Source organism: Cellulophaga sp. 20_2_10 (assembly GCF_023476645.1).
In the GTDB taxonomy this organism is placed as follows: Bacteria; Bacteroidota; Bacteroidia; order Flavobacteriales; family Flavobacteriaceae; genus Cellulophaga.
Genome location: NZ_JAMCOJ010000001.1, coordinates 40,570 through 61,751, shown reverse-complemented (window position 1 = coordinate 61,751; position 21,182 = coordinate 40,570). Strand labels below are relative to the sequence as shown.

Genomic DNA, 21,182 nt, shown 5'->3' with positions numbered 1-21,182 from the left:
TATAGTATATTTAGTTTAATGCTAAAGAACCTTGCCTTCATTTTATGCTGTATAACACTCTTTTCTTGTTCTAACACAAGCGTACAAAAGAAAGAGGATCCGTATGTCTGGAGAACCCTTAACGTTAGAGCTACTGCATACAACTCTTTAGCATACCAAACATCTTTACAACCTACTATTGCTGCATGGGGAGATAGTCTTGCTCCTGGAGATAAATACATTGCTGTTTCTAAAGATCTTTTAAAATTAGGCCTAGACAGAAATACAGAAGTAAAACTAGAAGGGTTTAGTGGTACTTTTCTGGTAAAAGACAAAATGCACTCCAAATGGCGCAACCGTATAGATATTTATATGGGTGTAGATGTAGAAAAGGCTATAGAATACGGGGTCAAAAAAATTAATATACAGTACAAAACTCTTAAAGATAGCTTAAATACACCTTAAGTCTATTGAGTTCTTCTTATCTTTAAGCTATTGCTTTTTGCGTATTATAATATAATTTCTTATCTCTTTTAAATTGATAGGAATTTACTTTTAGTACGACAAAATACACAAGTAATATAACAGTATCATAACAATTGTAAAGTAGAAAGGAAATTGGTTTATGCTAACTTGGAAAAATGTAATTCATTTTGCTGTAAAGGGCAATCTAGATCCAGATTTTAAAGTTGAAAAGTCGGATAGTGAATGGAAACAATTGCTAACGCCAGAACAATATAGAATTACGCGTAAAAAAGGAACCGAACCAGCGCATACAGGTGCATTGTGCAGTTCTTTTACAGACGGTGATTATAATTGTGTTTGCTGTAATACGCCGTTGTTTAACTCTGACATTAAGTTTAAGTCTAACTCTGGTTGGCCTAGTTTTACACAACCCATTAAAGAAAATGCTATTAAATATGTAAAAGATAGTAGTTTTGGAATGGTTCGGGTAGCGGTTTTATGCAATACGTGCAACGCGCATTTAGGTCATATTTTTCCAGACGGACCAGAACCTAGTGGTTTACGCTATTGTGTAAACTCAGAAGCTTTACAATTACAAAATAGAAAGGAAATACAAGAATGAAGAATAGAAAATTAGAAACGTTAACTGTTGGTGGAGGATGCTTTTGGTGTACAGAAGCAGTTTTTAATGAGGTTAAAGGTGTAGAAAAGGTAGTTTCTGGGTATACTGGCGGTATTGCGCCTGGTAGACCAACGTACAGAGAAATATGCTCTGGCCTAACTGGTCACGCAGAGGTGGTACAAGTTACATATAACTCGGCAGAGGTATCTTACCAAGATTTACTAGTTATATTTATGACCACCCACAACCCTACTACGCTTAACAGACAAGGTGCAGATGCTGGTACACAATACAGATCTGTAATTTATTACCATAGTCAAATGCAAAAAGAGGTTGCTGAGGTTGTTTTAGCAGAAATGGCTCCTTACTATGCAGACCCTATTGTAACAGAACTTAGTCCTATTGGTGTTTTTTATGACGCAGAAGAAGACCACCAGAGTTTTTATGAAAACAATAAAACAATGGGCTACTGTACCGTAGTTATAGATCCAAAATTGGCCAAACTACGACAAATGCACGCAGATAAATTAAAAAGCGTAACAGCTTAATAAAAACATATAATACCTGTATTTCTATTTGACTTGCAGGTATTTTAAATTTTAGAAAGAATGAAAGTTATACACGATAAAGAAAATCAAAAATTTACTATGGATGTAGAAGGTTCAACTGCATTTGTAGATTATAAATTAAAAGATGGTAAAATGTACTTGGTATATTCTGAAGTACCTACTAGCCTAAGAGGAAAAGGTGTTGGTAAAGTTTTAGTAGAACAAACTTTTGAGCTATTAACCACAGAAGGTTACAAAGCTGTGGCTGTATGCGGTTATGTAAAAGCTATTGCCAAAAGAAGTGACAAATGGAATTCTATAATTGAACAAGCATAAGCAATGAAATTTAATTTAAAAGATAGATTTACATCGCAATTACCCGCAGATCCTATTTTAGAAAATTCTAGAAGACAGGTCTCCAATGCTTGTTTCTCTTATGTTACACCTAAACAAACAGCTAATCCACAATTGTTACACGTGTCTGATGATATGTTGCAAACTCTTGGATTAACTAAAAAAGATAGCGCCACCAAAGAGTTCCTAAATGTGTTTACAGGTAATAGTGTTATGGTAGATACAAAACCATATGCTATGTGCTATGGCGGACACCAATTTGGCAATTGGGCCGGACAATTAGGAGATGGTAGAGCTATTAACCTTGCAGAGGTAGAACACAACAACAAAATATGGGCGTTACAGCTTAAAGGAGCTGGCGAAACTCCGTATTCTAGAACTGCAGATGGCTTGGCTGTGCTACGCTCATCTGTACGAGAGTATTTGTGTAGCGAAGCCATGTACCACTTAGGTGTACCAACAACAAGAGCCTTATCTTTAGCTCTTACAGGAGACCAAGTTTTAAGAGATATGTTATACAATGGCAATGCTGCTTATGAAAAAGGCGCTGTTGTATCTAGAGTTGCGCCTAGTTTTCTGCGTTTTGGAAGTTTTCAATTATTAGCAGCAAGAGAAGATACTGCTACACTAAAAACACTAGTGGATTATACTATTAAAAATCATTTTTCTCATTTAGGGGATCCATCTAAAGAAACATATATCGCATTTTTTAAAGAAGTTGCAGAGCGTACATTAGAAATGATTGTGCATTGGCAGCGTGTAGGTTTTGTGCATGGTGTCATGAATACAGATAATATGTCTATCCTTGGGTTAACTATAGATTATGGGCCATACGGCTGGTTAGAAGACTATGATGTAGATTGGACTCCTAACACAACAGACGCAGAAAATAGACGCTATCGTTACAGCAATCAGCCTAACGTTGGTTTATGGAATCTTTTTCAATTGGCAAATGCTTTGTTTCCCTTAGTTAATGAAGCTGCTCCATTAGAAGCTATTTTAGACGATTACAAACTAGGTTATGATAAGGCTTCTTTAAAAATGATGCGTTCTAAAATAGGTCTGTATACAGAATTTGATTCCGACTTTAAACTAATTCAAGAACTAGAAGCTAATTTACAGCTTGTAGAGACAGATATGACCATATTCTATAGAACGTTAGCCAACTTTAACAATAAGGCTCCTGAAGAGGCTCTAAAGCTGTTAGAAGATGCTTATTACAATCCTGATGCACTTACAAACGCTGTAAAAAGTAAATGGAACAAATGGTTTACTGCTTATGCAAATAGATTAGAGTTAGAGCATACAGCCCCAGAGAAGCGCAAGCAACAAATGAACTTAGTTAATCCAAAATATGTGTTGCGAAACTATATGTCCCAGCTAGCTATAGACGCTGCAGAAAATGGAGATTATACTTTAATTAATGAATTGTATACTATTCTAAAACAACCATATAACGAACAACAAAACCACAACAAATGGTTTGCAAAAAGACCTGAATGGGCAAGACATAAAGTAGGTTGTTCTATGCTGTCTTGCAGCTCTTAAACCTGGTGAAACCTAAAACAAACACTATGCAAAAAACAGATTTCAGTACCTTAAAAGCAATGTACATTAATTGTACGCTTAAAAAATCTCCATCGGAAAGTCACACTTCCAAACTTATGGATGTTTCTAAGCAAATAATGCAAAAAGAGAATGTAACTGTAGAAGAAATACGTCTTATAGATCACGACGTGGCTAGTGGTGTTTATCCGGATATGACAGCGCACGGATGGGAAAAAGATGAATGGCCAGAGCTATTTAAGAAAATTATAGATGCAGATATTCTAATAATAGGTACTCCTATTTGGTTGGGCGAAAAGTCTTCTGTAGCTCAAAAACTTATAGAAAGACTTTATGCTATGAGTGGTATGACCAATGAAAAAGGGCAGTATTTGTTCTACGGAAAAGTTGGCGGCACTATTATTACTGGTAATGAAGACGGCGTAAAACACTGTGCTATGGGTATTTTATACGCTATGCAACACATTGGCTATTCTATACCGCCACAAGCAGATGCTGGGTGGATTGGTGAAGTTGGACCAGGACCAAGTTATGGTGACACCGAGTGGAAAGGAGAAAAATTAAATACGCCTGTTGGCTTACAGTCCGACTTTACAAACAGAAATACAACTTTTATGACCTACAACCTTATGCATTTAGCTAAGATGCTAAAAGAACAAGGCGGATATCCTAGTTATGGTAACTCCAGAGAAGCCTGGGATAATGGCAAAAAATGGAGTTTTGAAAATCCTGAGTACCGCTAAAACAAAGAACATTATCCTTTAATCAATTACGAATTAAGCAACTAGGAGTTATTGTAATTTTAAGAAGGTTTAACCGACAAAATTTAGACACTATAAATTAATACAAGACAACATACAACTTATGAAAGCAATTTGGAACAATACCGTAATAGCAGAAAGTAATGACACTGTAGTAATAGAAAACAATCATTATTTTCCTAAAGAGAGCATTAAACAGGAGTTTTTTAATGCGACACAAACACATACAACCTGCCCTTGGAAAGGTAAAGCACATTACTATACAGTTACTGTAGATGGCAAAGAAAATAAAGATGCCGCGTGGCATTACCCAGAGGTATCTAAAATGGCAAAACCAATAGAAGGTTATGTTGCATTTTGGAAAGGTGTTGAGGTAGTAGAATAATATTTTCAGCGCTTAGAATGATAGAAAAACAATTTTATAAAATTGCATTAGGTGGCGGATGTCATTGGTGTACAGAAGCTGTTTTTAAGTCGCTTATTGGTGTGTATAATTTGCAACAGGGTTTTGTTTCTTCAACCGGAGAAAACACTAATTTCTCTGAAGCTATACTACTTCAACTTAATATTGAGGAGATAAGCATTAAAACACTGGTTAACATCCATTTATTAACTCATAAAAGCACATCAAACCATTCGTTTCGTAAAAAATACCGATCGGCATTTTATGTGTTTTCATCAGAACAAGCAAAAGAAATTAATGCTATCGTAAGCGATTTTCAACCCGAGTTTGAAAATAAAATTATAACAAAAGTTTATCCGTTTTCAGCATTTAAACCTTCTGAAGAACAGTTTAAAAATTACTATTACAACAATCCTAATAAGCCGTTTTGCAAAACCTACATTACACCTAAACTACAAATGTTATTACGTACATTTTCTAAGCAAATTAACACCGAAAAACTACTCTATGAAAAGCACTAGATTACATATAGAAAATAAAAACGGAATACAGTTACAGGCATACTTGGAACTGCCCGCAAACCAAAAACCAAATTACTTTGCCATTTTTGCCCATTGCTTTACGTGTAGTAGCACATTAACAGCTGTAAAAAACATAAGTAGATCTTTAACTACGCACGGTTTTGGTGTTCTTAGGTTCGATTTTACAGGGCTTGGTCGTAGTGAAGGTGAATTTGCAGACAGTCATTTTTCTGCTAACGTAGACGATCTTATTGCCGTAAATAATTACTTAACAGAACAGTATGATGCTCCTTCCCTACTTGTTGGTCATTCACTTGGCGGTGCAGCTGTTATCGTTGCAGCCTCTAAGCTAGATAATATTAAAGCTGTTGCCACTATTGGCGCACCATCTACTGCTAGCCACGTAACACATTTATTTACTCACGATGTTAGCAGCATACCAGAAAAAGGAGCAGTAGAGGTTAACATAGGCGGCAGACCTTTTAAAATAAATAGAGAATTTGCAGAAGATTTTAGCAAAACCGATTTGCCTAAGATTACAAAAGAGCTCCGTAAGCCAATATTAATACTGCACTCACCTATAGATGCCACTGTTAGCGTAGATAACGCACAGGAGCTTTATTTAAACGCACACCACCCTAAAAGCTTTGTTAGTTTAGACCAGGCAGATCACCTACTTACAAACAGCAAAGACAGTATTTATGCTGGTAATGTAATTGGAACTTGGGTACAGCGTTACTTTGAGCCTAAAGAGAATAAAATGCTCTCTACAGAAGGCGAACAACTGGTTGGTCATTTAAATTTAGTTGAAGATAATTTTACCACAACCATACAGACCAAAAAGCATACTCTAATTGCAGATGAACCGGAAGATATAGGAGATGACTTTGGCCCTTCTCCTTACGATTTTCTAAGTGCTGGTTTAGCTGCGTGCACCGTAATGACTTTAAAAATGTACGCGCAACGCAAAAAATGGGATTTACAAGAAGTTTTTGTTTATATTACGTATGCAAAAAAACACAGCGCAGATTTAATGCTAGATGTAGACAAACCTACCAAGTATGATCATCTTTCTAAGAAATTAAAATTTGTTGGTAACCTAGATGAAAAACAGAAACAAAGACTTAAAGAGATAGCATCTAAATGCCCTGTTCACAGAACATTACAAAGTGACATTATAATAGATACCGAAGTAGTAAATGATTAATTTAAAAGACGCATACCTAAACACTCGTAACCGCTTTATAACATTATGCTCCGGCTTAGAAACCGAAGATTATTCTGTGCAACCAACAGACTTTGTGTCGCCTCCTAAGTGGCATTTGGCGCATACCACTTGGTTTTTTGAGCAGTTTGTTTTAAAAGAATTTAGTACAAAATACACCGTTTACAACGATGATTTTGCATACCTTTTCAATAGCTATTACAACAACGCAGGCGAACGTGTTTTACGTCCTAATAGGGGATTAATGACACGCCCAACCGTAAAAGAAATTTATGCTTATAGAAGTTATGTAGATGTTAAAATGACTGCTTTTTTAGAGCGTAACCCACCTAAAGAAGCCTTAGAAATTATAGAACTTGGTATAAACCACGAGCAGCAACATCAAGAGTTGTTTTATTATGATATTAAATACATTTTTGGCAATCAGCCTACATTCCCTACCCTAGAGAATAATATAGCATTAAAAGATATTACTGAAAAACAAGAGTTTATTACCATAGATGAAGGTGTATACCAAATAGGTCACAACGCCGATGGTTTTAGTTTTGATAATGAACTAGGGATGCATAAAACGTACATTCACAAGTTTAAAATTAGCAATAACCTAACTACAAACGCAGAATATATTGCTTTTATAGAAGCCGGTGGTTATACCAATTTTAATCTTTGGCATGCAGAAGGCTGGGATTACATTACTAAAAATGAGATTGCAGCACCACTATATTGGCACAAGGTTAAAGGGGTTTGGCATTATTATACCCTAGACGGATTTAAACCTGTAGAACCAAATAAACCGGTTACACACATTAGTATGTTTGAAGCCTATGCCTATGCAGAATGGAAACAAATGCGCTTACCTACGGAGTTTGAGTGGGAAGTTGCGGCAGAACACCTAAATTACGGGCAGCTTTGGGAATGGACCAATAGCGCCTATTTACCTTATCCAAATTTCTCTAAAGCTCCTGGTGCTTTAGGCGAATACAATGGTAAATTCATGATTAACCAACACGTGCTTAGAGGAGCCTCTATAGCAACACCAAAGAACCACAGTAGAAAAACATACAGAAACTTTTTTCAGCCAGATATGCGTTGGTTATTTTCTGGAATAAGACTTGCACAATAATATGGACTATACCTTTGACAAAGATATATTAGATGGCCTTACTGCGCCAAAAAAACACCTATCTTCTAAGTACTTTTATGACGATGCTGGAAGCAGAATTTTTCAGGAAATTATGCACATGCAATCGTATTACTTAACAGATAGTGAATTCGAGATTTTATCGCTTCAAGCAAAACAAATTGTAGATGCACTAGAGTTTAATGTGCCTTTTAACATTATAGAATTTGGTGCTGGTGATGGGTTTAAAACCTTTAAACTACTAGAGTATTTAGAGAAAAACAATATTGCTTTTCACTATATACCAATAGATATTAGTAAAGAAGCTATAGATATGTTAACCGAAAAACTTAAAGAGCGTTTACCAAATGTTTCTATTAAGCCTAAAATTGGTGACTATTTTAAAATGCTTAAAGAACTTAAACAAGACTCCACACCTAGCTTACTCCTATTTTTGGGTAGTAACATTGGCAATTACTCTTATAATGAAGCAACAGAATTACTACAGCTTTTTAATAACAACATGAAGCCTAAAGATAAGCTGTTAATTGGTATCGATCTAAAAAAGAATCCTATTACCATACACAATGCTTATTTTGATAAAGACGGAATTACAAAACGTTTTAACCTTAACCTTTTACTACGCATTAACAGGGAATTAGAGGCTGATTTTAAAATTGATGATTTTGATTTTTATTGCCATTACAATCCAACAAACGGAGAAGTAAAAAGTTACATTATAAGCTTAAAAAAACAACAGGTTTATCTAAAAAAACTAGATAAAATGATAGATTTTAATCAGAATGAACTTATTTGGACCGAATTATCTAAAAAATACAATCTTACAGACATTGAAGATTTAGCAACAAAAACAGGATACTCTGTTGCTACTAACTTTTTAGATTGCAAACACTATTTTACAGACAGCCTTTGGGTTAAATAAAGCATCAATTTTGAAAATCACTAAAATAGGACTTGGCCTAGCTGCTTTAGGCAGACCAGATTACATAAACATTAGAACAGCTAATGTAAACAAGTCTATTGCAGCATTTAAAGAAAATGCCTTTACTATGCTAGACCACGCTTATAGCCTAGGTTTACGCTATTTTGATACAGCACCATCTTACGGCAAAGGAGAAGAATTTCTATTGGAATGGAAAAATCAAAGAAAATACAAAGACCTTGTTTTAGGCACAAAATGGGGCTATACTTATGTAGCCAACTGGGAAGTAGGCTACAGTGGCAAACACGAAATTAAAGAGCACTCCATATCTAAATTACTAGAACAATGGCAAGTCTCTAAACAATTATTGCCCCAACTAGGTATATACCAAGTACACTCCACTACTTTAGAAAGTGGTATTTTAGACAACACCACAGTTTTAGAGGAATTACACACTATTAAAAAAGAAACAGGAGTAGCCATTGGAATCTCTACCAGCGGAGCACAACAACGTAGTGTAATAGAAAAAGCTTTAAACGTAAAAGTTAATGGAGAAGATTTATTTACAAGTTTCCAGGTAACGTATAATGTTTTTGAACAGGCTACCTACCCTATTTTAAAGCAAGTATTAAAAGAAAATAAAACTGTAATAGTAAAAGAGGCATTGGCCAACGGTAGAGTTTTTAAGAATGATACATTTACAAACTACCAAGATAATTACAAAACCCTAGAAGTCCTCGCTAACAATTACAACGTAAGTGTAGACGCCATTGCATTACGTTTTATTATTGATTCATTAGAGCCAACCTATATACTAAGCGGCGCATCTAACACAACACAACTAGACAGCAACCACAAAGCCTTAGATTTTGTTTTGAGCAAGAAGGATTTAGGAAAATTAAAAGAACTAAAAACTAACCCTTCTAATTACTGGGAAGAACGCAGTGCTTTAGAATGGAATTAATGTATATTGTTTTTATCTTTTGTAAAACCATATAAATTCTGTTTTACAAATCCTTTGGGAAAATGTTCGTCTCCCTCAAAACCCAAACGTACATTACCACTATCTTCTGGTATGTAGTTTGTTTTAAAAATGTAATCCCAAAGACTTAAACTAATTCCAAAATTAACACCATAAGAACCTTCTGGTATTGTATATGCATGATGATACAGATGCATTACCGGGTTGTTAAATATGTATTTTAATGGTCCCCACGTAATTTTTATATTAGAATGATTAAAATGACCTATAGTAATTGCAAAAAAGTGCACTATATACGCTTGTTCTGGCTCAAAACCACCCAAAATTAAAACACCAAAGGTTTTTAGCGGTTTATACAATACATTTTCCATCCAATGGTAACGTAAATGGGCAGCAAACCCCATTTCTTTTACACTATGATGCACTTTGTGGAAATTCCATAATGCAGGAAACTTATGTAACAATACGTGAGTAAACCACTGTACAAAGTCTAAAACAATAAAGAAAATTAGTAATTGCCAAGCCATATGCAGCTTAGATAAGTCTATAATCGCCAAGCTTTTTATTGGAATACCACTAGAACTAAACAACAATTCTAACACTTTGTAAAAGCCGCTGATAATTATAGAAAAGACAAAGAAATTAAAGAACATATAGAAAAAATCTAACCAAAAATCTTTTCTAAATATAGATTGATTTTTACGCCAAGGAAACAAAATTTCTAAGCTCCAAACCACCAGAGAGATAAGTAATAATCCCCAAAAATAGTTGGTGTACCAAGGCACATCAAAAACTATAGATTTCCAGGTCCAACTTAAAGAACCTGAAAAAGCGTTGATAAAAGCATCTAAATATTTTGTCATACTATAAATAAGAGTCGTAAATATCTATATTTTCTAACAAATAGAAGGTAACAAAGGTTACATATTAACTCCCTTTTAACTTCGATTAAAAAAGAAGAACAGCTAAGCTATGAAAACCAAATGTACTCGAAGAAAATATTTTTTAACATTTTCTATTTAATTTCTTTAAATTTACCCAAAACAGAAAACCATATATGGCAATATTTACTTCTCTAGGACTTATTTTAATTACCTGTATTATTATTTGGAGGGCCTGCGATGGCTTTGAAATGGCATCTAATTATTTGGGTAGAAATATGAAAGAAGGCATAAAAGGTGCAACTATAAATGCCATAGGAAGTAGCTTACCAGAACTCTTTACTACACTTTTCTTTTTATTTGTTTTAAAAGATAAGGACGGTTTTTCTGGAGGTATTGGCACCACTGCTGGTAGTGCAGTCTTTAATGCTATGATTATCCCTGCTGTTGTTATACTAGTTGTTATAGGTAAAAAGATAACTTCACAAATAGAGATTTCTAAAAAAGTAATCTATCGAGATGGTATCGCATTAATATTAGCCGAATTAGCCTTAATATTTGTTATTAGCGGTACATCTTTAAATTGGACACACGGTCTTATTTTAATGGCATTATACTTTGTCTACGTTGGATACATGCTCTTAAGTCAAGGCCCAGGAGAGGTAGAAAATGATTATGAAGAAGAAGCCGATGGTGGCAATAGAGCTGTTGCTTTGTTTAAGGGTGATCTAGCAACTTTAGTTCTTGGAGATTCTAAAATAAACAAAGTAAAAGCGATTGGTTTATTAATAGTTTCTGTATTGTTTATAGGTTTAGCTTGTTTTTGGCTAGTAGAAGCTTGTCAAGAATTTGGTGCTGCAACTGGTATGCCAATTTATTTTGTTTCTGTTGTGCTGGCATCTGCTGCTACAAGTGTTCCAGACACAATTATGTCTTATAAAGATGCTATGAAAGGCAATTATGATGATGCTGTTGCTAATGCGCTAGGTAGTAATATTTTTGACGTTTGTTTTGCTCTTGGATTCCCTTTGTTCTTGTTTACTTTAATCTACGGTCCTATAGAAATGAGTCCCGAAACTATTGAAAACATAGGACAGCTACGTGTATTATTACTAATATTAACTATTATCGTATTCTTTATCTTTATTCTTTCTAAAAAAGGAATAAAAGGCATACACGCAAAATTACTACTACTACTTTATGTCCTGTTTGTTGTCTATTCCGTAGGCAAAGGACTAAGCTATGACATCCCATTCATAAATGAGGTTTCTAATGGTTTATCTCAGATATCTCATTGGTTTACAGGTCTTATCTAAAAATATTTATGATACTAAAAAAGGTGTTTATTCAGTTGAATAAACACCTTTTTTTTATAATAGTAACTAATTACAATTCATCTTCAGACAAGACTATTAAAAAGTCGTTTTCTAATAATTCTATTTCCGTGTCTTTTGACAAGTTTAACGTAATACCAAAATTATTTTTAAGAGACTTACTTAAATCTCCTTTTCTAATACCCAAGCAGATTTCATCTCTTTGTTGTGCACAAAAAATAGCATCTGCAAAGGTTATTTTCTGCGGAAAAGTATCAAAATAAAGTGTTGCAGGCTTCACATATATTTCACTACCATCTTCAGAGAAAATATCATCATAAAACGTTTTCATTAAAGCTTCTTCACTTAACTGTGCCAAGATCATAGTAATTAATTTATTACTAATTATAAAATCATCAACATTTGTCTGCGTTATAATCTCTTGATTTTCAGAATTTAAAACTTGAGTTATAATATGCAATCCGTTAGCATTTTTTACAACTTTACGTAGTAATAATAAAATAATTAAAGTATCAGAATCTATCTTATCCGCGGACTGTTCTTCCATACTTTGCGATAGTATTACAATAGTATCATAAGACTCTGGATTAATTTTCTCTAGATTATCTAAATCTAAGGGGTTAGAATCATGTAGGTTGATATTAAAATCTGGATATGTATCTGAAATTTCGGCAATAACAGTTGTAAGTTCCTCCGTAGGCGCATCAAACAAAATATCAAAATCTGACCCATCTAATAGATAATCTGTAGCTTCTTCTATAAAAACTTCAGCCACCTTGTGCCATCCTAAAATTAAAATTCGTTTTTTCTTTTGCTCCAAACGAACATCTATTATTTTCTTATCTCTATTAGGAAAAAAGTACTGCTTGCCCTCAAAAGAAATAGTAGAATCATCTTCTGCTAAAATCACTACAGAATCACCATTATTAAGCACAGTATCTACTGGTGGCCTAAGTACCAAGCCATCATCTTCTGAGTAAATACCTAGCGGAATACCATCTTTTAAATAATAACTTAACTCCCCAAAAGGCACTTTATTCCACTGGTCTTTATAAAAGTATATTTCACAACCATCAAAAGATAAAATCTCTTTATACACTGTATCTAAACCACTAGTTAAAGATGTTTGTATTAAAAGTTTACCCATAATATTCCAACTATCAATAGCTATAATATTATCGTCTTCAAAAAAGCTTATTATATCTCTTTTTTCTTTAGTAAATATTTCTGCAATTATAGGCAATTCATTTTTACCGTTCTGGCAGGCTGTAATTGCCAAAATAGACTTAACAGACTGCACATCACTAGATTTCTTTTTACTTAAAGTAGCACTTTCTGAACAGCCTGCTAGTATAATAATAGACCTGGCTGACTCTAAATTTATACGTTTAAGTTCGTTAATATTGGCATAATCTCCCTGTGTCGTAATCACCTCTGTAGTCATCATATCTGGCAGACGCTTGGTAATTAGATTATCCATTTCTTCCTTATCTTCATTAGATAAAATAACCACAGATGCCTTAGACTCGCTCTCGTTTGCCAAAATTAATTCTCTAATTACATCTACAACACGCTCGTTCCATCCTAATATAATGGTATGGTTATTTTCTATAACTTTACCTCTACCCTTTCTAAAATCATACAACATAGTGTCTAAAGCTGTTGTTATAAAACCAATAAGCATTGACAACAAAATAACACCTGTTAGACCAGATAAAACTGTTAACACCTTTAAAAAGGTTGGCGCATCGTTATCTTGGTTCATATTACCAGGATCTGTCATTTCTAAAAATGTAACCCAGATATCTCTAAAAATATTTCCTGTATAATCTAAACTTGGAAAAATATTTATAAGTATTAAACGTAAACCTACAAGTACTACAAAAACTACAATAAATATGATTAAAAGGCTTTTAAATATTGATGAGCCTCCCTTGCTTAAAAAGCGTTCTGCTTTGTAATTTAAGCGATCTGCAAACGAATTTTTCATAAATGGCAATTGGTTATTTGGTAATTAATATTCTTAGTTTATTTTTTCTACTGCTTTAGCCATAAGATCTTTTATATGAGCAGAAGACATTTCCATTATTTCACTCATTTAAAATAGCAACTCTTTACTATGGTCATTTAATGATGGACCAACATTTTTTAGGTAAGTAGATATATCCTCTTCATCTACTTCTACTTTCTCTATACAATCTTCTAACTGAAAAGAAGACATATCATTATGACCACATGTATTAATAATAAGCAAAACTGCTACTTTCTCATTTGCATCTATAACATCACCTTAACCATTACGTGCCGCATGGCTTGTTCATGCATAGCTGTAAAGGCTTTTTTATCTGAAGTTTTTTCCGTCTAAAACTCCAGCTATATAAATGTACCCTTACAATGGCTACACTCTACATACCCTCTTTTACCATCTAAGGAAATAAGAGGTATAAAGCACAATGAAAAAAACTGAATAACTTTTTTAGCCTATACTCATAATCTAACTCGCATTGTGGGCAATTAAAGTTTCTTGTCGCTTTTATTCAACACACTCCGCTTGTTTCAAAAATAATCATAATTACAAAATATTATAGGTTATAATTTACGTAAATCGTCATCCAAAAATTACAAAAAAAACAAACAGACTTTAATTAACGTATAAAAGTCTAAAAATCAATTAAATACATATAATAAATTAATTTATGAATGTCTAAAATTTAACAAAAAAGTATAATTAACTATAAATCAATACTATACTTAGATTAAAATAACTTTTATATTAAAGAGATATTGCATACGAGGTAAAATTCTTAACTAGATGTTAATCCTAAAATACCATAAACACTAAGAAACTCTAATAATACCGATTGACTACTTTTATTTTTGAATAAATAGTCAGATTCTAAGATGTACAACACTCAAATTAAATAAAGCATTAGTATGCTTTCTGTTATTTAAATAAGAATATCACACGCAAAAACCAGCAATTAAAACAATTTATTAATCTATTTTTATTTTAATTGCATTTTTAATAATCCGAAAGACAACTATTACTTATCTCCCCTTTTTTTAGTACTTTTCACATTACAAGAACAATTAAAAATCCAAACATGAAAAAACTAGCATTTATAGCCTTAGCTTTGGCTGTAAGCTGTAATTCTACTCAGAAAACTACAGGTGAACAAAAAGTTGAAAAAGCCGAAGTAGTAAATCCAGAGACTTACGGTAACACAATTACAGAAGCTGAATTAAAAACTCACTTATACACTTATGCTTCTGATGAGTTTGAAGGTCGCGAAACTGGAAAGCCAGGTCAAAAGAAAGCTATTGCTTACATCAAAAAAGAATATATTGATTTAGGGATTAAACCTGCCAAAGCAGACGGTAACTATTTCCAGGATGTACCATTAGAAATTTCTAAACTACCTACAGGTACACTTAGTATTAACGGTACTACTTATGTATTAGGTGAAGATTACGTTGCTACAACTGCATCTACAGGAGATTACACTTCTGTAATTTATGCTGGTTTTGGTATAGAAGAAGGCGACTACTCTGATTATAGCGATTTAGATGTAAAAGGAAAAATTGTTGTAGCAAAAACAGGTGAGCCTAAAAAGGCAGATGGTACATTTACATTATCTGGTTCTAGCGAAAAATCTTCTTGGAGTAATCCTTCAGAAGCTTTAGCTAAACGAGTTGAACTAGCTACTGAAAAAGGTGCTGCTGGAATTGTTTTTTATGACGAAACAAATTACCCAAGATACCAACAATACTTTGCTCAAATGCAAAAAAGCGGTAGAGAGAGAATTTCTCCAAAACCTACTACCCCTAACGAGTTTGCAACTATTTTAGTAAATGCTAAATTAGCAAATGCTCTGGTAAAAGATATTGCTAAAGATGATTCTCCTAAAACAGTTGCTACAGATTTAAAATTAGATTTAAAAAGTGGAAACACTGATGTAATGTCTGAAAATGTTGTTGCGTATATTAAAGGTTCTGAAAAACCAGATGAATACCTTATAATATCTTCTCACTTAGACCATATTGGTGTAACTGCAGACGGACAAATAAATAATGGTGCAGATGACGATGGTTCTGGTACTGTTGCTTTATTAGAAATAGCAGAAGCTTTTAGAAAAGCAGAATTAGATGGTAATGGACCAAAACGTTCTGTAGTATTTTTACATGTTACTGGTGAAGAAAAAGGTTTATTAGGTTCTCAGCACTATACAGATGTAGACCCTATTTTTCCTTTAGCAAATACTGTTGCAGATTTAAATATTGATATGGTTGGTAGAATAGACCCTAAGCGTGAAGGAGACAGAAACTATATTTACCTTATTGGTTCTGATAAACTAAGCACTGAATTACATAACCTATCTGAAGAAGTAAATAAAAAATATACAAATGTTGTTTTAGATTATACTTATAATGATGAAAACGATCCTAATCGTTTTTACTACAGAAGTGACCACTATAACTTCGCTAAAAATAATATTCCAATTATTTTTTATTTTAATGGTACACATGATGACTACCACCAACCGTCTGACACACCAGATAAAATTAATTACGACTTATTAGAAAACAGAACTAGATTAGTTTTTTACACAGCTTGGGAAATTGCAAACAGAGCAAACAGATTAGTTGTAGATAAGCCTACAGAATAAATAATATTTTAGATTAAGAATAAGGCCTTTGTTTTTTTACAAAGGCTTTTTTTTTACCCTAGATTTTACTGTAAAGAAAGTATTAAAAACAAAAAAGCCTTGTCAAAATTGACAAGGCTTTGCTTTTTGGGTGGAAGACCGGGTTCGAACCGGCGACCCTCGGTACCACAAACCGATACTCTAACCAGCTGAGCTACATCCACCATTTGTAAGCGGATGCAAAGATAATTTTTTTTAACTAATCTATCAAAATAATTTAGAGGATATTTTAAAAAAAATTAAATAAAACTTGTAAAAGACTAATTATCAATATTTATCGTATTTTTATCCTCGTTTTTATTTTTATTTGTTTCGTTAAAAGGCATACAATAACAGATAAAACACACAAATAATGTCCTTTCACAACATTATTTAGCAAATGAACAAGCATCCTTATAAATTCACGTTTATGTTAATGAATACTAAGTTTTATACATATTAATGTCCCCATTAAAAAACTACAAAGTGTCTTTTAATAATTACAGCCTTAAGTTTATACCCTTAGCGCTACTTTGTGTTTTTATGCATAGTAGTCTTTTGCTTGCCAATAATAGCTACAAGCCTAACTTTAGCGATCTAATTACTAAAGACACCATATATATTAATTCTATTAATGATAGAGCCGCTAAATTAAGGTTCTATAATTCTGATAGTTTATTAATATTAGCAAATGAAGCCCTTAAGTTAAGTGAAGAGCTAGATTATAAATACGGAATAAGTAACTCGCTATTACAAACAGCTAATTATTATTCTGATAACGGGAATAGTGAAAAGGCCGTTTTACTCTACAAAAAAGCTTTAAAAGAAAGTAGACTAATTACCAATAGCCATTTACAGCTTTCTATAATGAACAATTTTGCGAAATCTTACTATTACTTCGGTGATTATGCAAACTCACTAGCCATATATTTAGAAGGCGTAGAATTAGCAGAAAAAAGTAATAATAGCAGAATGCTTTCTGTATTAAACGAAAATATAGCGAACCTATATACAGCACAAAAAGATTACGAGCAAGCCTTGGTGTTTTTAGATGAGTCTATACGACTAAATCTTATTGTTAAGGATGATTATACCACCGCTAAAACATTATGTAATTATGCTGCGCTACAAAGCGAGTTAGGCAACATAGATAATGCTATGTATCATATTAATAAAAGTATTGGCATTTTTGAGGAGTATAACAATATAAGATGGATAGCACAAGCTTATAGAATAAAAGGAGATATCTATTTAAAACAAGAAAAATACTCTTGGGCAATACGGTGGTACGACCAAAGTTATATTCTTTTCAATAAAATTAAAAACAATAGAGATAAATTATACTTACTTAGCGGTTTAGCTTATGCTTATTATGGTTTAGAAAATGATGATAATGCAGAGTTCTATGCGCTAACAGCTTATACCGAGGCACAAAAAATGAACTCTATAACCAATATAGTTAGCACTGCCGATATTCTTCATAAAATTAACAAACGTAAAAATAAATTTGAAAAATCTCTTTTTTTCCATGAATTATACAAACAAGTAACAGACTCTTTATCTAGAAAAGAAAACAAGCATAGTCTTTCTATGCTTAAAACTAAAATGAACCGTGACAAACAAAAAGAAACAAGTGCGGTTGTAGATAAATTAGAGAGTGCAAAAATTAGAAGTATAGTTTACATTGGAGTTTCCATATTAGTAATTTGGGGTATTATCACATTTATGATGTCTAAGAGCAGAAAAGCCCACAAGAGACTTAACTCTGAACTACAGTTAAAACAAATAGTTTTAGAAAATAGAGAAGAGGAATTAGAGGAGATTAACCAAACAAAAGATAAGCTTTTTTCTATAATTGCCCATGACCTTAGAGGGCCCATAGGTGCGTTATTAGATGTTTTAAAAATGATGAAATCTGGAGATCTAGCCGTTACAGAGTTTAGAGATTTTGTTCCTAAACTTATTAAAGATGTGGATCATATATCATTTACTCTTAATAATTTACTTTCTTGGGGACAAACACAAATGAATGGAGCTACCACAAATTCTACACTAGTAGAACTAAATAAACTGGTAGAAAACAATATTAATCTGTTATCAGAAACTGCTAAAACCAAGTCTATAGCTCTAATTAACAATATGCCAGAAAATATTTTAATTTTTTCTGACCCCAATCAAATAGATATTGTTATCAGAAATATTATTAGCAATGCCCTAAAATTTACCCCAAAAGAAGGTAAAATAACTATTGACGCCCAAGAGAAATATCAATTTATAGAAGTTACCATTAAAGATACTGGTATTGGTATGAGCGAAGAAGACTTAAGTAAAGTTCTTGCTACAAACCAAAGTCATACTACATTTGGTACTAATAACGAAAAAGGAACTGGTTTAGGCATCTCTTTATGTAAAGAAATGTTAGAAAACAATGGTGGTAATTTATGGGCAAAAAGCAAATTAGGAAAAGGAACTACTTTTTACTTTACTATTCCTAAAGCAGATAATCAATCTTAAAAACTATACATTTTATAAATTGCAAGACATATTTTTTTGATTAAAATAACTTGCTCAAATCTTAAGTTATGTCTACCTTGTAGTATCCCATCATTGTCCCAACCAACCTATGAATAACCAACCATATAGCAACATAACGTTTATACTTGTATTTCTTTTTCTATTTACACAACTTAGCTACTCCCAAGCCAAAGTAGATAGTATAAGAAAATTAGTAGTTGCCGCAGAAAAACAAGTAGAAACAAAAGATCAAAAGGAGTATTATATAGATTTATTAGTGTATTTAGCGAGCCACTATCAATATGAAAATATTGATAGTTTAAAAGTAATAGCAGATAAAGCGTTAAAATTGAGTAAAACTATATCCTATGATAAGGGTATATCGGATGCTCTATCAATCTTATCCTATTATAGTTCTTACCAAGGTAATTCAGATTTAGCTTTACGGCAATTAAAACAAGCTTTACAAAAAGCAAAAAAAGTGGGGGAAAAAAATCTCCAAATAGACATTCTTAATCAGATTGGCACAGAGTATTCTTATATAGGTCAAAACGGAGATGCACTAAAAGCATATTTAAAAGCAACAGATCTTGCTATAGAATCGAACAATATAGAAACACTATCTCTTATAAAAGACAATACAGCGAGTCTCTATGCGTCACAAAAAGACTATAAACAAAGTCTAGAAATATACAAAGAGGTAGAAGCTTTAAATAAGAAAATAAACCATCCCTTATTTACTGCAGAAACAAATGCGAATATATCTGATATTTATATTAAAACAAATCAATTAGACATAGCAACGGAATACTTAGACTTTAGCATTAAAGCTTTTGAAAAAGTAAATGACAAGGGTTGGTTATCTTATTGCTACATAAACAAAGCAAGAATTCTAATTAAGCAAAACGAGCCAAAACTAGCTCTAAAATGGTTAGATATAAGTGAAGACATCTTAAAAGAATTGACTGATGATAGAACACTAATATCTTTATACAATACTAAAGCTAAAGCTTACTTAAGTTTAAATAATATTAACAAAGCAGAGAGTTTTGCTTGGAAATCCATAGAACTATCTAATAGATTAAGCTTATTAGAAGAAACTGAAGATTCTTACAACACGCTATACCTTACCTATAAAAAAAGCGGAGAAACAGAGTTAGCTCTAAAAAATTTAGAAAAATACAAAAGTATATCTGACTCTATTCTAAAGAAAGAAAACACAAATAGCCTTGGTGCCTTAAAAACCCGAACCGAATACGAGAGAGAGAAAAAAGAAGCAGAAGCATTAGTAAAGAAAGAACTAGAAAAACATCAAAACTATTTATATGCTTCTATAATTGCATCAGCTATCTTAATTTTTATTCTTTTACTTATTAAGGTGCAAGCAAATACCAGAAAAAAGCTATACAAACAATTAATAGAACAAACTAATATATTAAAAAAGAGAGAAGCCGAGTTAGAAACTATAAATAAAACAAAAGACAAGTTATTCTCTATAATTGGACACGATTTAAGAAACCCTATTGCCGCACTACAAAGTCTATTAGATATGTTTGTTTCTAAAGATGTAGAAGCAGAAGATTTTTTAAGTTTTATACCTAAATTAAAGGGAGATGTTGATGCGCTATTTTTTACACTAACAAACCTACTATCTTGGAGTAAAACACAAATGAATGGTGGTTCTACCACGCCTACCCTAACCAACCTTTTTAAAATAGCAAAGGAAAACACTAATTTGCTTGCTGAATTAGCCGAATTTAAAAATATTTCCATAATTAACAATATGGATACAAAAGTTTTTGTTTGGGCAGACGAAAATCAAATGAGCGTTGTTATACGTAACTTACTTAGCAATGCTATTAAATTCACCAAGCAAAATGGCACTATTACTATAAGCTCTAAAGAAACCAAGACAAACTGGATTGTTATCATTAAAGATACCGGAATTGGCATAAAACCAAGTCTACTAGATAATCTATTTTCTTATGACAACTCTATAGCGGTTTCTTACGGCACAAACAACGAAAAAGGAACAGGCCTAGGGCTACCGCTTTGCAAAGAAATGATTACCAATAACAAAGGAACAATTTGGGCAGAAAGCACATTAGAAAAAGGAACTAGTTTTTATTTTACAATTCCTAAGGATAATGAATATTATGAAAATTTAAATTAAAACTACTAAAAATTACATTTTTAATAGTTTTTCATCCTAAAAAGCACATACAATTCATTTTACTAAATTTACTTGTTAAATTCTTTAGTTATCAATATCTTGTAAT

Annotated in this window: 19 protein-coding genes and 1 tRNA gene; 16 read left to right on the top strand and 4 right to left on the bottom strand. The window is 32.7% G+C overall.

Annotation, left to right across the window (positions count from 1 at the left end):
* Positions 1–18 precede the first annotated feature (18 nt).
* From M4I21_RS00325 to M4I21_RS00270, 12 genes are all read left to right on the top strand, one after another.
* The gene (locus M4I21_RS00325; RefSeq protein WP_249556962.1) at positions 19–444 is read left to right on the top strand and encodes a 3D domain-containing protein; all 426 of its coding nucleotides are present in this window, start codon (positions 19–21) and stop codon (positions 442–444) included.
* Between the two features lie 160 nt (positions 445–604).
* Entirely contained in the window at positions 605–1,066 is a 462-nt protein-coding gene (gene msrB / locus M4I21_RS00320) for a peptide-methionine (R)-S-oxide reductase MsrB (RefSeq protein ID WP_249556961.1), read from the top strand.
* Positions 1,063–1,614: a peptide-methionine (S)-S-oxide reductase MsrA gene (gene msrA / locus M4I21_RS00315; protein WP_249556960.1), complete on the top strand. Its 552-nt coding sequence runs from the start codon at positions 1,063–1,065 to the stop codon at positions 1,612–1,614. Before msrB ends, msrA begins: the two co-directional genes overlap by 4 nt.
* A gap of 60 nt (positions 1,615–1,674) precedes the next feature.
* Complete coding sequence (locus tag M4I21_RS00310) at positions 1,675–1,950, top strand: GNAT family N-acetyltransferase (protein ID WP_249556959.1); 276 nt, start codon at positions 1,675–1,677, stop codon at positions 1,948–1,950.
* Between the two features lie 3 nt (positions 1,951–1,953).
* Complete coding sequence (locus M4I21_RS00305; protein ID WP_249556958.1) at positions 1,954–3,516, top strand: protein adenylyltransferase SelO; 1,563 nt, start codon at positions 1,954–1,956, stop codon at positions 3,514–3,516.
* Positions 3,517–3,542: 26 nt separating this feature from the next.
* Entirely contained in the window at positions 3,543–4,277 is a 735-nt protein-coding gene (locus M4I21_RS00300; RefSeq protein ID WP_249556957.1) for a flavodoxin family protein, read from the top strand.
* A gap of 121 nt (positions 4,278–4,398) precedes the next feature.
* On the top strand, positions 4,399–4,680 hold the full coding sequence (locus tag M4I21_RS00295; RefSeq protein ID WP_249556956.1) for a DUF427 domain-containing protein: 282 nt from the start codon (positions 4,399–4,401) through the stop codon (positions 4,678–4,680).
* A gap of 17 nt (positions 4,681–4,697) precedes the next feature.
* A complete protein-coding gene (locus M4I21_RS00290) occupies positions 4,698–5,219 on the top strand; it encodes a peptide-methionine (S)-S-oxide reductase (protein ID WP_249556955.1) in 522 nt (173 codons plus the stop codon).
* On the top strand, positions 5,206–6,426 hold the full coding sequence (locus M4I21_RS00285; RefSeq protein WP_249556954.1) for a bifunctional alpha/beta hydrolase/OsmC family protein: 1,221 nt from the start codon (positions 5,206–5,208) through the stop codon (positions 6,424–6,426). Before M4I21_RS00290 ends, M4I21_RS00285 begins: the two co-directional genes overlap by 14 nt.
* Positions 6,419–7,567 (top strand): ergothioneine biosynthesis protein EgtB, encoded by a 1,149-nt coding sequence (egtB, locus tag M4I21_RS00280; RefSeq protein WP_249556953.1) that lies wholly within the window; start codon positions 6,419–6,421, stop codon positions 7,565–7,567. The genes M4I21_RS00285 and egtB overlap by 8 nt, the downstream gene beginning before the upstream one ends.
* Position 7,568: 1 nt before the next feature.
* A complete protein-coding gene (locus M4I21_RS00275) occupies positions 7,569–8,507 on the top strand; it encodes an L-histidine N(alpha)-methyltransferase (RefSeq protein WP_249556952.1) in 939 nt (312 codons plus the stop codon).
* A 10-nt stretch (positions 8,508–8,517) separates the two neighbouring features.
* On the top strand, positions 8,518–9,471 hold the full coding sequence (locus M4I21_RS00270) for an aldo/keto reductase (RefSeq protein ID WP_249556951.1): 954 nt from the start codon (positions 8,518–8,520) through the stop codon (positions 9,469–9,471).
* On the opposite strand, the gene M4I21_RS00265 is transcribed toward M4I21_RS00270, so the two are convergent.
* Positions 9,468–10,352 (bottom strand): sterol desaturase family protein, encoded by an 885-nt coding sequence (locus M4I21_RS00265; protein WP_249556950.1) that lies wholly within the window; start codon positions 10,350–10,352, stop codon positions 9,468–9,470. The two genes, M4I21_RS00270 and M4I21_RS00265, sit on opposite strands and share 4 nt — an antisense overlap.
* A gap of 194 nt (positions 10,353–10,546) precedes the next feature.
* On the opposite strand from M4I21_RS00265, the gene M4I21_RS00260 reads away from it, so the two are divergent.
* Positions 10,547–11,686 carry a sodium:calcium antiporter gene (locus M4I21_RS00260; protein WP_249556949.1) on the top strand — a complete coding sequence of 380 codons (1,140 nt, stop codon included), beginning with the start codon at positions 10,547–10,549 and terminating at the stop codon, positions 11,684–11,686.
* A 70-nt stretch (positions 11,687–11,756) separates the two neighbouring features.
* Here the strand turns inward: M4I21_RS00260 and M4I21_RS00255 are convergent, their stop codons facing one another.
* Positions 11,757–13,694 carry a CASTOR/POLLUX-related putative ion channel gene (locus tag M4I21_RS00255; protein ID WP_249556948.1) on the bottom strand — a complete coding sequence of 646 codons (1,938 nt, stop codon included), beginning with the start codon at positions 13,692–13,694 and terminating at the stop codon, positions 11,757–11,759.
* Between the two features lie 108 nt (positions 13,695–13,802).
* A complete protein-coding gene (locus M4I21_RS00250; protein ID WP_249556947.1) occupies positions 13,803–13,958 on the bottom strand; it encodes a hypothetical protein in 156 nt (51 codons plus the stop codon).
* Positions 13,959–14,808: 850 nt separating this feature from the next.
* Between M4I21_RS00250 and M4I21_RS00245 the strand changes: the two genes are divergently transcribed.
* The gene (locus M4I21_RS00245; protein ID WP_249556946.1) at positions 14,809–16,371 is read left to right on the top strand and encodes a M28 family peptidase; all 1,563 of its coding nucleotides are present in this window, start codon (positions 14,809–14,811) and stop codon (positions 16,369–16,371) included.
* Positions 16,372–16,499: 128 nt separating this feature from the next.
* On the opposite strand, the gene M4I21_RS00240 is transcribed toward M4I21_RS00245, so the two are convergent.
* Positions 16,500–16,575: transfer RNA gene (locus M4I21_RS00240), tRNA-His, on the bottom strand.
* A 276-nt stretch (positions 16,576–16,851) separates the two neighbouring features.
* Between M4I21_RS00240 and M4I21_RS00235 the strand changes: the two genes are divergently transcribed.
* Positions 16,852–18,903, top strand: a complete 2,052-nt coding sequence (locus M4I21_RS00235) for a tetratricopeptide repeat-containing sensor histidine kinase (protein WP_249556945.1) — start codon at positions 16,852–16,854, stop codon at positions 18,901–18,903.
* Between the two features lie 109 nt (positions 18,904–19,012).
* Positions 19,013–21,076, top strand: a complete 2,064-nt coding sequence (locus M4I21_RS00230) for an ATP-binding protein (RefSeq protein ID WP_249556944.1) — start codon at positions 19,013–19,015, stop codon at positions 21,074–21,076.
* The last annotated feature ends 106 nt before the right edge of the window (positions 21,077–21,182 follow it).

What these genes read in the sequence shown, in the direction of transcription:
- M4I21_RS00310 (WP_249556959.1), top strand. Translation starts at nt 1,675, where the DNA reads ATGAAAGTTATACACGATAAAGAAAATCAAAAATTTACTATGGATGTA.
- M4I21_RS00290 (WP_249556955.1), top strand. Translation starts at nt 4,698, where the DNA reads ATGATAGAAAAACAATTTTATAAAATTGCATTAGGTGGCGGATGTCAT.
- M4I21_RS00285 (WP_249556954.1), top strand. Translation starts at nt 5,206, where the DNA reads ATGAAAAGCACTAGATTACATATAGAAAATAAAAACGGAATACAGTTA.
- egtB (WP_249556953.1), top strand. Translation starts at nt 6,419, where the DNA reads ATGATTAATTTAAAAGACGCATACCTAAACACTCGTAACCGCTTTATA.
- M4I21_RS00325 (WP_249556962.1), top strand. Translation starts at nt 19, where the DNA reads ATGCTAAAGAACCTTGCCTTCATTTTATGCTGTATAACACTCTTTTCT.
- M4I21_RS00235 (WP_249556945.1), top strand. Translation starts at nt 16,852, where the DNA reads ATGTCCCCATTAAAAAACTACAAAGTGTCTTTTAATAATTACAGCCTT.
- M4I21_RS00305 (WP_249556958.1), top strand. Translation starts at nt 1,954, where the DNA reads ATGAAATTTAATTTAAAAGATAGATTTACATCGCAATTACCCGCAGAT.
- M4I21_RS00260 (WP_249556949.1), top strand. Translation starts at nt 10,547, where the DNA reads ATGGCAATATTTACTTCTCTAGGACTTATTTTAATTACCTGTATTATT.
- M4I21_RS00275 (WP_249556952.1), top strand. Translation starts at nt 7,569, where the DNA reads ATGGACTATACCTTTGACAAAGATATATTAGATGGCCTTACTGCGCCA.
- M4I21_RS00295 (WP_249556956.1), top strand. Translation starts at nt 4,399, where the DNA reads ATGAAAGCAATTTGGAACAATACCGTAATAGCAGAAAGTAATGACACT.
- M4I21_RS00265 (WP_249556950.1), bottom strand. Translation starts at nt 10,352, where the DNA reads ATGACAAAATATTTAGATGCTTTTATCAACGCTTTTTCAGGTTCTTTA.
- M4I21_RS00245 (WP_249556946.1), top strand. Translation starts at nt 14,809, where the DNA reads ATGAAAAAACTAGCATTTATAGCCTTAGCTTTGGCTGTAAGCTGTAAT.
- msrB (WP_249556961.1), top strand. Translation starts at nt 605, where the DNA reads ATGCTAACTTGGAAAAATGTAATTCATTTTGCTGTAAAGGGCAATCTA.
- msrA (WP_249556960.1), top strand. Translation starts at nt 1,063, where the DNA reads ATGAAGAATAGAAAATTAGAAACGTTAACTGTTGGTGGAGGATGCTTT.
- M4I21_RS00230 (WP_249556944.1), top strand. Translation starts at nt 19,013, where the DNA reads ATGAATAACCAACCATATAGCAACATAACGTTTATACTTGTATTTCTT.
- M4I21_RS00300 (WP_249556957.1), top strand. Translation starts at nt 3,543, where the DNA reads ATGCAAAAAACAGATTTCAGTACCTTAAAAGCAATGTACATTAATTGT.
- M4I21_RS00255 (WP_249556948.1), bottom strand. Translation starts at nt 13,694, where the DNA reads ATGAAAAATTCGTTTGCAGATCGCTTAAATTACAAAGCAGAACGCTTT.